Consider the following 16,382-nt stretch of genomic DNA (forward strand, 5'->3'; position numbering starts at 1 on the left):
GAATAGGAAAAAGGAAGAGAGATAAATCAAATTAAGATGCAGTAACAACAGGCATTTCCCGCAGTTGCTGTTCTAAATAACCCTGTATAAAGGTGTGGATGGTATCCATATCGAATATGGCAGCCACGGCTACCGGTACGTTAAATTCCTGTTCGATATACTGTGCCAGCTGCAGTACACGCAGCGAATTTCCGCCTACGTTAAAGAAGCTGTCGTGTATACCAAATTCTGATGCAGCAGTATGCAGCACACGCGCCCAGATTTGTGTGAGGCGCCATTCCAGGCTGCCGTGTGGTATGTTTTCCACCGGCGCCGCCGCTTCCAGCGGTTTGGGCAATGCCTGCAGATCCACTTTCCCGTTATGATTCAGCGGCAATACATCCAGCCACATGATCACAGCCGGCATCATTTGTTCTGGTAAATGCTGCCGCAGGTAAGTTTTAATCGCTTTATCCTCCAGTGGCGTTTGGGAAAGATAATAGGCAACAATCAGCTCCTCCTCTTTTACCTTGCGCACTACCACGAGCGCCCGCTGGATGCCTGCATAACGTAACAGCACCGCTTCAATCTCTTTCAATTCAATCCGGTAACCACGGATTTTCACCTGCCCGCCTGCATGCAGGCGTCCCAGGAAAACCAGTACGCCATCGCTGTTGTAATATCCTTTATCGCCTGAATGGTAGGCACGTACCGGGCCATCCGGCGTTTGCAGCTGTATAAACTTCTCTGCCGTTTGCGCAGCATCGAGGTAGCCGGAAGCCAGGCCATCGCCACAAATCATTAGTTCGCCCGGCGCTAATGGCGGTAATAATTCCAGCGCTTCATTCACCACAAATATCTGTGTGCCATCGATGGGTGTGCCGATGGTAACCGGTTGGTTATTTTCCACCGGTCCGGCCACACAGCCTACTGTAGCTTCCGTTGGGCCATACTCATTATATAGCTGCATATGTGGGTTCAACCGTTTCAGGTGTGCCACCTGGTGCGGCAAAAACGCTTCTCCCCCAACAATGGCAACTGATATACCTGTTGCTGAAATATCCATAGATGCCAGCAGATCTATATGTGCCGGCGTTACCTTTACCGCACCTGTGCCTGCAGTAAAGATGGCATTCAGCGTGTCATAGATGTTTGTGCTGTCTCTGTAAATTGCTACATGCGCACCTCTCGTTAGCGGAGAAAATATACTGGTTAAGGTAAAATCAAAAGAAACGGCACTGAAAAAAGGCATCTTTAATGCCGGCGCATCACCGAAATAATAATGGTTTGCCCAATTGATATAGTTATATAAACTGCCGTGGTTGATCAGCACACCTTTGGGATAACCGGTGGAACCGGATGTAAAGAGGATATAGGCAGGATCGCCTGCATTTCCGGCAAACGGCTGATCCATAGGTGCCGATAATGTTTCCAGCTGAATATCGATGGCAAAAACGGGGATATCCAGGCCCGTGTATTCAAACATGTTATCAGCAACGGTTACCAGCGCTTTACATTGGGCTGTTTCCAGCATATAATAAATGCGCTGCTCCGGCAGCGAAATATCTATCGGTACAAATACGGCATTAACCCGCATAACGGCCAGCATGGCTATGATGGTATGTGCAGAGCGTTCCAGCAATATGCCCACACGATTGCCTGGTTGTATGTTACAGTGCTCCAGCAGGTAGCGGGCCATCCTGTCGGCGGAGGTAATCAGTTCCTGGTAGCTGGTGATGTTACCTTCATCGGTTATCGCCATTTCGCTGCCCTGCTGCGCAGCCAGCTGCGTGATCTGCGCCAGGATATGCCCCTGGCGCCCTTTGGCAGGAACCGGCAGCGGGATGCTGGTGTTGTTACGCAGGGTGATATGTTCTATCAACATACCGGGAGCTGCTGCGAGCTGTTCGAGTATCTGCGTGTAAAAGTCGCTGCAGGCCCGGATCGTAGCCTCTTTATATAAACCTTTGTTATAAGTGATACAGTATTGCAGGGCATCATTGGCCTGGCTGTAAGTAAATAACAGGTCGAAGCTTACCTGCAGTTGCTGGTGCGTTGAAAATTCAATATTATATTTATTGTCAGGCGCATTACCTGTTGCCGTTGAATCCAGGTCATCCGAAGAAAAAGCGATATCAAAAAGCGGGTTACGGCTCATGTTTTTAGGTAAACGTAACCATTCAACGAGCAGTTCAAACGGATAGCGCCGGTTATCAAAATCGCGGTAGGTATTGCTTTTTACCAGTTCCAGCAAACTGCTGAAGGTATCTTTTCCATGTACCTGGTTACGGAAGGCCAGGGTTTCAATAAACATCCCCATCACGGATTCAAATCCGCCTATGTCGCGGCCAAGGTGAGTGCCGCCAATAACAAAATCTGTATCTCCCGTGAGTTTATGGATCAGTACATACAGCGCCGCTAATTGTAAAGTGAACAGCGTAACACCCTGTTGCCGGGCCACTTCATGCAGCTGCCTGGTAAGTGGCGCCGAAATGGCAAATCGGAACTTAGCGCCTTCCCGGCTTTGCTGCGGGCCTCTTTTGAAGTCGGTAGGCATACCGGCAGGAATTGAATAATCCTGGAACCGCTGCTGCCAGTATCCGGCTTCCGTTTCCAGCTCCGCTTGTGTTGCAGGGCTGTAAAACCAATCCAGGTAATCCCGGAAACCTGTTGTTGGCGTTGGTAGTTTACCATCATTCAGCAAAGTAGACAGATCCGCCAGGAAGCGCTGGTTGGAGGTACCGTCTGAAATGATATGATGCAGATCGATGGCCAGGTAATCGTGCGGCACGGTGTTGCCGCCTTTGATAACTGCTACCCTGAACAGTGGAGGTTTTTCAAGATTAAAAGGCCGCTCAAAGGCCGCCAGCGCTGCTGGCAGCGGGAAGTTATCCTGCAATGTATAAAAGGTAAGATCCGGCGAAACATTGGTATGAAACCGCTGCACCAGCTTCCCGTTGGTTTGTGAAAAGGAAGACCTTAATACTTCATGACTTTTGAGCAATTCGCGGAGCGCAACCGTAAGCTTTTCCACAGGAATAGCGTCTGTTTTAAAAAGGAATACCTGGTTATAAAAAGTTTGATCCGGAAATAATCCCTGTTGAATAAACAACCGGTTTTGCGATGGCAGCAAGGCAAAATCCTGCAAAGGAATAAGGGGTTGTAGTGCCACGCTGCCTGCTATTGCCGGTGTTGTTCTGGATTCAACCAATGTTGCCAGGCGGGCAATAGTAGCATGTGCAAAGAAATCTTCCAGCGACAGTTTTATGCCCAGCGTTTTCCGCACGCTGTTGATGTAATGGATCGCTTTCAGCGAGTCGCCGCCAATTTCGAGAAAATCATCATCTATCCCCACTTTCGCCATACCAAAAAGCTGGCAGCATATTTTCGCCAGTTCCTTTTCTATAGCGCTGGCAGGTGCGCGGTAGGCAGTGGCCATTTCAGGACGGTTAAACAGTACTGTGGCCAGTGGTACGGGCCTGTTTTCCACCGGCAGGTGCCTGCCTTTGATCATTGCTTTGCTTACCGTTATACTGGCGCCGGGTGCGGCTATTGCCTGCCACAATACCTCAACACCTTCTTCGGTACTGAGCCCGTTGCTGAGGTAGTGAGCTACTTCCCCGGAAGTCATGCTGGTATCACGCCTCTGCAAAGCCTTTACACTCATCCCCGTCTGTTTCCAGTCGCACCAGTTGATAGTGGTAATATTAGCTGTTGCGGCATTACTCAGCGCATAAGCATTCAGAAATTCGTTAGCCACATTATAGGCGACCTGGCCGAATTTTTCTTCGTAGTACAGGTTGCCATTAGAAGAGAAGAGGGTTACGAAATCAAGCTGACTGAAATCTATTAACTGCTGAAGCAGCAGGATAGCATGTACTTTACAGCGTATATTACGGATCAGCTGTTCTTTTTCTCTCCGGCGGATTACGCCATCATAGTCAATTACACCGGCGGCGAAGATGATGCCGTTGATGCGGCCAAAAGCTGCAGTAGTTCTTGCTATGGCATCCCGCATATCGTCGAACGAAGCTACATCTGCCTGCAGCAACAATACTTCTGTGCCTGCTGCTTTCATTTCGCGTAACCGAAGTATCTGCTGGCTGGTAATATCATCCGGCGCATGAGATGCTAACCATTGCTCCCAATACTGTTCCTGCGGAAATGTACTCCTGCCCAGAAGCGCCAGTTTTACGGGATGCCGTTTGGCCAGGTCGCTGGCGGCGGCGAAGCCCATACCTCCAAAAGCGCCTGTAACCAGGTAACAGCCATCGCTTTGTAATACCACCGTATCAGCGGGCGAATGGATGGCGTTCATTTCGGGTAACAGCCATTCCGTTCCACGGAAAGCTGCCAGGATAGGGGTAGATGCTGCAAACAGTGCCTGCAAAATTGCGGTGGCGTTATTGAACAGTTCTTCCGGTTTTACATCCAGGAAGCGGCAACGCAAATTGCTATGCTCTGTGGCGATGATCTTTAATGCGCCAAGGGCCATGGCTTTCAGCGGGTCTAACTTTTCGGTTTCCGTAGTCTGAATGGTTGCAGTACTAAGAACAGACAATTCAATTGGTTCTTCTATACCGGCAGCTACCAGCGCTTTCACGAGATAGGCCAGGCTCAGGTAGCCGGCATGCAATGCCGCGTCTACCACCTGTCCGGCATCATCCAGCTGGTAAGCATGCAGGATGGCGCCAATGCGATGTCCACCGGCTGTAACAGCTGCCATCAGCTGTTGATAGCCATTCATATCTGATGGGTCCAGCAAATAGTAGCCATCGTGGTACTGATGAAACGATGTGCCCTGATCTACCAGGATGGTATTGATGTTTGCCGCAGTAAGCTGCCCTGCTATATGCGCTGCATGCCCGGTGCGATCGCAGAATACCAATACCGTGCTGCCGGCAGGCGGATAAAGTGCGGGGGGCAGCTTTTCTGCTCTCCATACTTCCTGGTACAACCAGTTGCTTTCCGCTTTACGTGTATCCGTATCCGGTATGGGCAATGCCTGCCCGGAAATTCGGGCTATTACCTGTTGCAGCGCTGTGGATAAGGGGAACAATGTTTTTTCAAACGGATAAACCGGCAAGGCAATTCTGCGGGCAGTAGTTGCCTCATACAGCAATTCCCATTTAATGTGCAGGCCTGCCTGCCATAAGGCCGACAAATGTTTTGAAAGGTAGCTCCGGTCGTTTACCGGCTCGCTGGCATTGCGGAGGGTATTGCAAAGCAATACTTGCTTATCTGCAAGCAGTCCGCGTATTATTTTAGTCAGCTGCTGACCGGGTCCTATTTCCACAAAAGTATCATACCCATTATCCAGCAGCACTTGTATGCCAGCTGCAAAATTCACTGTCTGTCGCAGGTGGGTGGCCCAATACCGGGCATCCGGCGCCTCTTCCAGCCATTTACCCGATACATTGGAGATCAGTGGCAACTGATTTTTCTTACAAGGAAAATCCTGCAGAAAAGTATGGTATTCCTCCAGTACCGGATCCATTAATACGGAATGAAATGCGTAGGCTGTTTGCAGTGGTTTGTAACTGATCTGTTTATCTTCCAGTGTGGCAGCCAGTGCTTCCATGGCGGGCAACCCACCCGCCAGTACTACCAGCTGCGGGCCATTTACCGCGGCTACACTTATGCCTTCCGGCAACCAGCTTTCCAGGTTTTCCAATGATTCAAATACTGCGAACATTTTACCCGGCGCTGTTTGCTGCATTAAGGTACCCCGCATTCCCACCACACGGATGGCCGTTTGCAAATCCCACATACCTGCTATCACGGCGGCTACATATTCACCGATACTATGGCCGATAACGGCGGCAGGCTGCACGCCCATTTCAATCAGCAGCCTGGCCATTGCATAGCTGATAGCAAAGATGGTGAGCTGTGCGTATAAGGTATCATGAATACGATCATCAACTTCCCCTGTTGCAGGAAATAATATCTCTTTTACAGATAATCCATAATAATCAGCGATCAGGACAAAGCATTCATCCATGCTATGTTTGAATGAAGGCAGCTCCCTGTAAAGATCTTTCGCCATCTCCATATACTGAGAACCCTGACCGGTAAAAGCAAATACAATTTTACGTGCCGGATGACTGTATGCTGCCGGCCATTTCAATGCTGATAATTTACCGGCCAGCGAAGCAATGGAATCCGCGCCAACGGCCATCCGGCAGTTGAAATCAGCACGGCCGCAATGCGTGGTATATGCAAGGTCCACCAGCCTGGCAGCAGGATGCTCGGCCAGGTATTTCACCAGGTTGCTGGTCATGCTGCGCAGTATTTCCGGCGAGCGTGCAGATAGGTGCACATAATGCTCCCCCGGCGCCACCTCAGCAGGCGGTTGTTTTTCCGGCTCTTCCACCACCAGGTGGCAATTGGTGCCGCCAATGCCCAGTGAGCTGATGCCTGCACGTAATTTGCCGTTAACAGGCTTCCAGGGGCTGCAAACAGTATTTACATAAAACGGGCTTTCTTCAAATGCAATATTCGGATTGGGGCGGGAAAAATGCAGGCTGGCAGGAATAACGCGATGCTGCAACATCAATATCACTTTGATCAGTGATGCAATACCCGCAGCAGCATCCAGGTGGCCGATATTTGTTTTTACAGAACCCACAGGTATTTTCTGCGGCTGCCTGCCAAAAGCATCCGACAATGCCTGAAATTCTACCGGGTCGCCCAGCCGCGTACCTGTGCCATGCATTTCCACATAACTGATATCGCGGGCTTCCACCCCGGCAATACGCAACGACTTTTTCACCACTTCCTGCTGCCCTCTTACACCGGGCGCCGTAAAGCCAACTTTTTCACTGCCATCGTTATTAACAGCAGATCCTTTGATCACCGCATAGATCGTATCACGGTCGCGCAGCGCATCCTGGTATTTTTTCAACACCACAGCGCCGCCGCCTTCGCCTTTCAGCGTACCATTACCGGCTTCATCAAAAGCACGGCAATGGCCATCCCGGGAGTAGATCGAATTTTCTTCGTACATATAGCCGCCGGTATCCAGCAGGGATACTGCCACGCCTCCAGCCACAGCTATTCCGCAGTCGCCTGTAAGCAAAGCGCGTACCGCCTGGTGCACCGCTACCAATGAAGAAGAGCAGGCCGTTTGCATAAAAAGCGCAGGGCCACGGAGGTTTAGTTTATAGTTGATTAAGGAACACAGGTAATCTTTATTGGATAAAAAACCGCTTTCCATCCCCCCGGTACCACCCGCGAGCGACACCAATGCCTGCCAGATAGCGCTGTCGCCGGCGGAGGCATATAATCCTATCTGCTGCGCAGTTTTACCAGGAGCATAACCCGCCATTTCCAGGGCATTGTAAACCATTTCATGGAAAATACGGATCTGCGGGTCCATCATATTCACTTCTGCAGGCGTATATCCAAAAAACTGTGCATCAAAAGCTTCCCGTTCGCTGAGGCGGCCCGCAACCGGTACGTATTCCGGATGTTCGTATATTTCAGGGCGTACGCCCAATGCGGTCAGTTCAGCTGTACTGTAATGCTGAAAGGTTTCTTCGCTCTTTACGAGCTTTTCCCAGTAAGCTTCCGCAGAAAGACAATCGTTTATCCTTGCCGCATACCCAATCACAGCAACTTCCAGTCCTGTAAGGCCAGTTTCTTTCATAACATTTTTTTATGGGTGATGAGGTAGTATTACTCAGAAAGGTCAAATAATTTCAGGGTGCTGCTGAGGGAATCTGCCGTTACTGCCGGTTCTTTTTCGTTGGCAGGTACTGCCGCTCCATTCAGGAATGCCGCCAGTGAGGCAATGGTAGGGTACCTGAACACATCTGCAATATGTAATGGCACCTGTAATGTTTGGGTTACTTTAGATACCAGTGAAACCAGCATCAGGGAGTTACCCCCCATTTCAAAAAAGTTAGCCTGTGCGCTGACCGCCGTTACTGATATTTCCAGCAGCGAAGACCAGATACCCGCCAGCAGTTCCTCCGTATACCCGGCAGGCACTACATAGCCTTCTGTTTGTTGCCATTCCGGCTCCGGTAATAAGGCCCTGTTTACCTTCCCTCCCGGTATCATCGGCAATTCTTTCAGATGACAGAAATAGGATGGGATCATATAAGCCGGTAACTGACCTGCCAAAAAGTTGCCCAGCAATGCCGGTGCAACAGGCGCTGCGGCTACATAGTAAGCCACAATATATTTCGCCCGCCCCTGTTCTTTTATCACTACCACCGATTCTCTGACAGCAGGATATGCTGAAAGGCGGTTCATAATTTCACCCAGTTCTATCCGGTAGCCACGCAGTTTTACCTGGTCGTCTATCCTTCCCATGAAATCAATATTACCATTAGGTAAGCAACGCACCTGGTCGCCGGTTTTATAGTAACGTACGCCTGTACGTGGTTCTGTAACGAAGCGTTCTGCCGTGAGGGAAGGCTCGCCGTAATATTCCCTGGCCAGGCATACACCTGCTATCCACAGTTCCCCGCTTACTCCCGGTGGCACATCGTTGCCATATTTATCCATGATCCGTAAGGATACATTAGCGATGGCCTTACCAATGGGAATACGGCCGGTTTCATTTAACTGTACCTCATGGTATACGCAACCGATAGTAGCCTCGGTAGGGCCATACAGGTTAATAATACGCACGTCGGGATAATACTGATAAAAGCGGTGTGCTTTCTGCCCCGACATTTCTTCTCCTCCCAGGATCACATATTGTAAGGATGCCGGCAGCCTGTGGCGGCCGCCATCTTCAATCTGTTCCAGCAGCGTATTAAATACAGAAGGTACAAAGTCGGCGATCGTTACCTTATAGGCATCAATCAGCTGTAACATCCGCAGTGTATCCGTGAGTACAGCCGGTTCCGTGATGATGGTTTTTCCACCATTCATCAGCGGCCAGCATAGTTCCCACACCGCACTGTCGTATACATAACGCGTGGTATGTAATACCGATCCCGCCGCAGCCGCACCGAAGCAGTCATTCATCCAATGCAGGCGGTTCATTAAACCGGCATAGCAAACGGCTACTCCTTTTGGCGTACCGGTAGAACCAGAAGTAAATATGATATATACCAGGTCATCTCCCGATACCGGTGTGGCAGCTACAACACCAGGATCATGCAGGTGAGAAAGACTTACCCGGAACCCTTGTTCCCATTGGGCTGCATCGTGGTCTGCATTACACAGTACGAGTGCAGGACGAATACGTGCCACACATTCCTGCTGCCGTAAAAGCGGCCACCCGGTATCCACCGGCACAAAGGCAGCGCCGCATTTCATGGTAGCCAGGATGGAAACCAGCAATTCAAAAGAATGATCGATCAGCACCACTACTTTATCTCCGTGGCCTACGCCTTTGCCGCGCATGGCTGCTGTAAGTGCATTTACTTTTACCGACAGTTGGTAATAAGTCAGCGGTGTTCCGTTAAACACTGCGGCCACCGCGTTGGGGCTATGGTGTAACTGTTGTTCAAAAAGGCGGATGATTGTATCTGACTGCGGATAGTTAGCCTGCTCATAGCCTTCCCCGATCAGGCTGGTCAACTGTGCTTCCGGTATCAACCGGATATCTGCCAGTGCTATACCCGGGTTATCTGTTATTGTTTTGAGGATCTCATGAAAATACCCGGCAAACCTTGCCACAGTTGCTTCATTAAAGAGTGCAACGGCATAGGTAAAATCGCAGTGTAATCTTTTTGCTGCTTCCCTGGCGGTGAGTACCAGGTCAAATTTGGCCACGTCATTACTGGCGCTGAAACTGCTTGCCTCCACTCCTTCCATTTCAAGCGGTTCATCCTGAAAATTTTCAAAGGCAAAAAACACTTCAAACAACGGATGATGCGCCGTAGTGCGGGGAAGCTGAAGCGCCGTAATCAATGCTGTAAAAGGATAATCCTGGTGTTCCAGGCAGGCCAGCGTATGGCTGCGTACTTCCTGCAGGAAGAAACTGAAAGTTTTGGCGCCGGATGGCCGGTTGCGCATCGCGAGCGTATTCACAAACAAGCCGGCAATGTTTCCCAGGTCGGGATGCTGCCGCCCGCTCACAGGTGTACCCACTACAATATCTTCCTGACCGCTTAAACGATGTAACAGTACATTATAAACAGCCATCAGCAACATAAAAATCGTCACGTCTTCCTTTGCCGCCAGTTGTTGCAGGGCGGCTGTTTCCTGTAAAGAAAGCTGCAGGCTGAAATTGGCGCCGGTATTATCCTTCACAAGCGGACGATCATAATCCTGCGGCAGCTGCAACGTTTGCGGAATATCATAGTATAGCTGCTGCCAGAAAACCCCCTGTTGCCGAATGAGCTCCTGGTAATACCCGCTATTCACCCATGCGGCATAATCTTCATACTGCAAGGCCGGTTCGTTTGGTGTTTGGCCGTTGTATAATGTTACCAGGTCGCGTACCAGGATCTGCTGCGTTATTCCATCGGTGATGATGTGATGCATATCTAACAACAGCACCTGTTCATCTGCTGATATGGTTATCCAGCCTAACCGGATCGGCGGCCCCTGTTCGAGTTGGAAGGGTTGTACAAATTTTCGCAGCTGCGGTTCAATATTTCCCGCCACCGGGTGGTAGTGTATGATGGAGATACCGGCAGTATCCATTACTTCCTGCATGGGCCGGCCGTTATTGAATACAAAACGGGTACGTAAATTATGGTGCAGTTGCTGTAAATCCTGAAATGCTTTTTCCAGGCGTAATAGATCCGGCCTGCCTTTCAGGCGGATATACTGCGGCATATTATAGCTAACCGATTGCGGTTCGTATGCCTGCAGAAAGTAGAGCCGCTGTTGCGCTGCGGTAAGTTCGTAGCATTCCTGTTGCGGTGCGCGTGGTATTTTACTATATATCTTTTCAACCTGCTGTGCGTCTACCCAGGCCGCCAGGTCACGGATTTTATTATGCGCAAAAAGTGTACGCAGTGAAATCCGCTGCTGCATTTCGCGGGCAATACGGTTAATGAGTTCCATGGCGGTTAGCGAGTGACCTCCCAGCTCAAAAAAGCTTTTATCTGCCGGTAACTTTTCTGCGGGTAATTTCAGCAACTGACTCCAGATAGTTGCCAGCGCTTTTTCGGTAGCTGTTGTTGGCAACACCCCTGTTTCCGGCGCTGCCAACATAGCCGGCAGCGCCTTCCTGTCTATTTTCCCGCTGGATGACAGCGGAAATTTCGGCAGGGCCATAAAGTAACCGGGAATCATGTAAGCGGGCAATAAGGCCGACAGGTAAGCCCGTAACTGGTCTGCCGAAACCGGCTCCGCTGCCACATAATACGCTACCAGGCATTTTTCCCTGTCAACCTCCCGAATGCTTACCGCTACTTCCTGTATAGCCTGATGGCGAATCAGCACACTTTCTATTTCTCCGGGCTCTACGCGAAATCCGCGGATCTTCACCTGGCTGTCTGCGCGACCCGCAAATACCAGGTTCCCGTCAGGCATCCACTTTGCCAGGTCGCCGGTGCGGTATAACTTTTCGTTTTTACAAAAAGGATGATCAATAAACTTCTCGCCTGTAAGCGCTTCATTATGCAGATAACCTGTAGCCAGCCCTGCGCCGCCCGTAAACAATTCGCCTACCGTTCCCGGAGGCGTCAGCGCAAGCGCTTTGTTCAGCACATATACACTGGTACCTGCTATGGGGCTGCCAATGGGGATTCGTGGTAGTGTACTGTTGCGATTCGTTTTGTATAAGCTCGTGAAAGTGGTATTCTCTGTTTGCCCGTAACAGCTGTAAAGCGTTACCTCTGGCAGCTTGCGGTGTACCCTGGCTATCACTTCCGGATGAACGATGTCTCCGCCCGTGAGCACATAGCGGATTTTCAGGTGGTCGATATCATGTTCACTCCATTGCTCCAGCAAACCGATGGTAAGCCACAAGGTATTCACCTGGTGGGTAGCAATCACGTTGTTTAACACATCTGCTTCTATATAAGTATCCGGATATACCACTACCGTTCCCCCGCTGAGGAGTGATGCCCAGATTTCAAAAGTGGCGGCATCAAAAGAGATGGACGACAGCTGCAGGGTAACGGTGCTGTTATCCAACACCATATCATTAAGATCCAGCAGCCGGATCACCGACCCATGGCGGATCAGCACCCCTTTGGGGTTGCCGGTGCTGCCTGAGGTGTAATTTATATAGGCCAGGTCTTCCGGACTTACTGCTACCGGCGCCGGGCAAGGTGCATTTTTATCGAGGCCGGCGAGCACGGTTGGTAAATGAAGTACCGGCACATCCACCGCCACGGTAAATAAATCATCCGCAAGTACAAAAGGCGCCTGCAGGTCATCCAGCAGATACTTTACCCGTGGTTCTGGATAGTCGCTGTCTATGGGTGCATAAGCGCCTCCTGCCTTCAGAATGGCGAGTATGGCCACCATCTGGTCTATAGATCGCCGAACACAAAGCGGCACCAGTATGCCGGTGGTAACACCTGCATTTACCAGGTAAGCCGCCAGGCGGTTTGCCTGATCATTGAGCGCGGCATAGGTAAGTACCTGGTCCCTGAATTTTAACGCGATAGCCTCCGGGCTGCGTTTCACCTGTGTATCAAACAGTGCATTGATGGTTTGATCCATTTTAAATCCGGCGGTGTTGTCGCCTTTGGCGAGCAAAGCCTGCTGTTCACCGGCAGGCAGCTCAAACCCATCCTGCAGCAACACCAACGGGTTGTCTGTTACCTTCAACGCTATGTGCCTGAAGTAATCGGCGAACCGCGACACAGTAGCAGCACTGAAAAGACTTAACGCGTAATTGAAATCAAGCGAAAGCTGCTGATCCAGCTCAGACACCGTGAGCATCAAGTCGAACTTGGCATTTGTAACCGGCACCGGGCATACTTCCACTGCCAGGTCGCCGAAGGCCAGTTCACCCGTCTCAAAATTATTATAGGCAAACATTACATCAAACAAAGGATGGCGCGATTCATTTCTTTCCGGTTGCAGTTTAGCAGTAAGCGCTTCAAAAGGATAAGCCTGATGCTCAAAACACGAAAGGGTGTTTTTGCGTACCTCTGCCAGAAATGCTTTGAATGTTTTGGTGCCCTCCGGGTAATTACGCAGGGCCAGCGTATTCACAAACATCCCCATCATTTTGCGGGTATCCGGATGTTCGCGGCCAGCTACGCCGGTGCCGGTAACAATATCTTCATTGGCGCTCAGGTGCGCCAGCAATACGTTATACACCGCCAGCAACAACATAAACATGGTTACATTTTCCTGCCTGGCAAATTGTTGCAACCTGGCTGTTTCATCAACGGTAAAATGAAAGGAGAAGCTCGCGCCGCGATAATCCTTTACCGCGGGCCTTTCGTAGTCGGCAGGCAAATCGGTGGCCGGCGGCAACTCCCTGAACTGATCCGCCCAGAAGTAAGCATGCGACTCCATAAGGGCTTGCTGTTCCCCGCACTGCATCCATTGAACATAATCTTTATAATGCAATGATACCGCAGGTAAACCTGCGCCATTGTACAGCGACATCAGCTCGTTTGTTAGCAACGTTTGCGAAATGCCATCTGTAACAATGTGATGGATATCCAGCATCAGGAGATACGCGGATTCGCTCTGCCTGAGCAGCCCTACCTTTACCAATCCGCCTGTTGCCAGGTCGAACGGGCGCACAAAATCTTTCATTGCCGCGTCATCATCTTCCGTGTAATGCGTAATACTGAAGGGGATGGTTTCTAATATTTCCTGTACGGGCTCTCCGTTTTGCAGCACAAAACGGGTGCGTAATATTTCATGCCGTTGCAGCAGCTGCCGGAAAGCCTCTTCCAGTTTTGCCGGTTGTAAGTTGCCCTTAACCTGCAAAAACCGGGGCATATTATAAGCAGTACCTGCGGAGGCATATTGTTGCAGGAAATATAATCGTCGCTGTGCTGAGGAAAGCGGGTAATATTTTTGCAACGGCGCCGGCGCTATCATACTGCCGGCGTGGCTAACCGGAAGCGTATCCAGTAAGGCAGCCTGCGCGCTGATAGTGGTATGACTGAAAACAAACCGCAAAGGCAGTTGCTTTTGCATAGAAGAACGGATAGCGCTGGTAAGCTCCATTGCTTTCAACGAATGCCCGCCTAACTCAAAAAAGCTGCGGCTGGTACTGATCTGCATTTCACCCAGCTGCAACACGGCGGCCCAAAGGTTACGCAGGGCATGCTCCGTATCCGTTGCCGGTGCAGTGATCTGTGTTTCCAGCAATACCTCTTCTGGTAATGCATTGCGGTTTACCTTTCCGTTAACGGTAAGGGGTAAACGTGGCAGCTGTGTAAAAAAAGCGGGCAGCATATACGCCGGCAATACACCAGCGAGATATGCCCGGAGCTTTTCCGGCGTTACCTCCCGGCCTGCCTCATAAAATGCACTCAGGTATGCATCATCGACACGTTTGCGGAGCACCACCACGGCGGCATTTACACCCTCGTATTGGGTTATTCTTTGTTCAATTTCACCAGGCTCTATACGAAAGCCACGAATCTTTACCTGGTCATCCGCACGGCCTTTGTAATACAGTCTGCCTGCGATATCACGTACCGCAATATCCCCGGTTTTATACATTTTGCTACCCGCTGCAAACGGATTGTCAATAAATTTTTCTGCCGTCAATGCCGGCTGGTGTATATAACCTGCCGCCAACCCGGTACCGGCAATATATAAATGGCCGGGAATGCCATCCGGCACATGGCACAGGTGTTCATCCAGCAAATAAATACCGGTGTTAAAAACCGGCGTCCCTACAGGCACCGTCATACCTTCCTCTGCGGGTGTATACCGGTGAATCATGCAGCCAACAGTGGCCTCCGTAGGGCCGTACTCGTTATAAATTTCCACATGCCCCTGCAGCTTTTCATACACTGCAAATGCGAGCGCCGCCGGAAAAGCCTCTCCTCCTACAATAATTTTCTTTGGCGGTTTGTTGCTATTGATACTTATAGCAGGTGCGTACAATACTGTTTTCAACTGGGAAGGCGTTACTTTTATCACCGTTACCCGGTCGTTTGCCAGCCATGCTGCCACTATATTTTCTTCGGCTTGTTCAGGCGCCACCAGCACAGTTCCGCCGGTATACAGCGGCATAAAAAGGGCGGTTACGGTAAGGTCAAATGATATAGAGGTAAATAAAGGCGATACCGCAGCATGGCCTTGTACATAATATGCAGCTGCCCAATGAATATAATTCAGTAAAGAACGATGTGGAATCATTACGCCTTTTGGCACACCAGTAGATCCGGATGTAAAAAGTATATAGGCCAGCGTTTCTCCGCTGTTGTGTGGTAAAATAATTTCGGGAGATGTGAATACCGCTTTATGCTCTTCATCAAGGTTCATCACGGCAAGGTTTTGCCAGTTCCGGCGAAAAGCATTCCGGGTAATAACAAGCGCTGTTCCAGGTGTTTGCAGGATCTCATCAATACGCCCTTCCGCATACACTGGATCCACAGGTACATATACTGCACCCGTTTTCATTACACCTAATATTACCGGAAGCAGCCATTCTTCCCGCCCGAGCAGGATGCATACCAGTTCGCCTTTTTTGATGTGATAGCGGCTGATGAGGAACGCGGCCACCTTATCCGACCATGCATCAAGCGCATGGTAGTCATAGCTGCTGCCAGCATATTCAAACGCAATAGCCCCGGGGTGTTCCGCTACTTTAGCACGGAATACATCCAGTATAGTTTGTGCTGCGGGCAATGCTGTTGCTGTACTGTTAAACTGCGCCGCTGCCTCAGAAAGTACGGATGGCGCCTGTAACGGCAGCGCCGATACCTGCCCTTCAGGATCTGCCAAAGCCGCCTGCAGCAGGTGCAGACAGTAAGTACCTGTCTGCCTTGCATAGGCTGCACTATAAGCTTCACCGGCATAAATATGCAGCGCAGAAGATGCCAGGCTGAATTGGAACAGTAATCCAGGTTTTGGCTCATGATCCGGCCAATTGTGCCAGGTAAGGCCCACAGCATCCTGAATGGCGCCTGGAAGAAACGTGTCAGATAAATAATCACTATACCGGTTGTCGTTTACATAATCACCGGCTATTAATTTTAAATACGCATGAAAACTATGGTTGCCGGGATGTGCCGCACGGAAAGGAATCAGTTTGCCGCCGGTAGCAGCCGGCGTAAATATGCACACATTTTCTTCATGGCTGCATTTATACGCAAGCAAGCTAACCACCGCCAGCAACAAGGCGCCACGGGATACTTCGCTGCCTGCTACCTGGTACAGCTGCGTAATAACAGCAGGGTCAACGGGCAGGATCACCATTTCCCTGGCTCCACCTGCAGTATTAACAGCGGGGTCTTCAAAACATTTAACGATATTAAAATCCTGGAAACGACTTTGCCAATAATACCTTGCTGCCAGGTTCCTGTTCTTATTCATGGCGGAAGTATTTAACC

2 protein-coding genes are annotated in these 16,382 nt (G+C 50.3%); both read right to left on the bottom strand.

Features of this window, described 5'->3' with window-relative positions; all coding sequences use genetic code 11:
• Positions 1–31: 31 nt before the first annotated feature.
• Positions 32–7,627, bottom strand: a complete 7,596-nt coding sequence (locus GA0116948_RS00490; protein WP_089707905.1) for a hybrid non-ribosomal peptide synthetase/type I polyketide synthase — start codon at positions 7,625–7,627, stop codon at positions 32–34.
• A gap of 29 nt (positions 7,628–7,656) precedes the next feature.
• Positions 7,657–16,365: a non-ribosomal peptide synthetase gene (locus GA0116948_RS00495; RefSeq protein ID WP_165798307.1), complete on the bottom strand. Its 8,709-nt coding sequence runs from the start codon at positions 16,363–16,365 to the stop codon at positions 7,657–7,659.
• Between the last annotated feature and the right edge of the window lie 17 nt (positions 16,366–16,382).

It is taken from the genome of Chitinophaga costaii (assembly GCF_900094705.1).
Taxonomy (GTDB): Bacteria; Bacteroidota; Bacteroidia; order Chitinophagales; family Chitinophagaceae; genus Chitinophaga; species Chitinophaga costaii.

What these genes read in the sequence shown, in the direction of transcription:
- GA0116948_RS00490 (WP_089707905.1), bottom strand. Translation starts at nt 7,627, where the DNA reads ATGAAAGAAACTGGCCTTACAGGACTGGAAGTTGCTGTGATTGGGTAT.
- GA0116948_RS00495 (WP_165798307.1), bottom strand. Translation starts at nt 16,365, where the DNA reads ATGAATAAGAACAGGAACCTGGCAGCAAGGTATTATTGGCAAAGTCGT.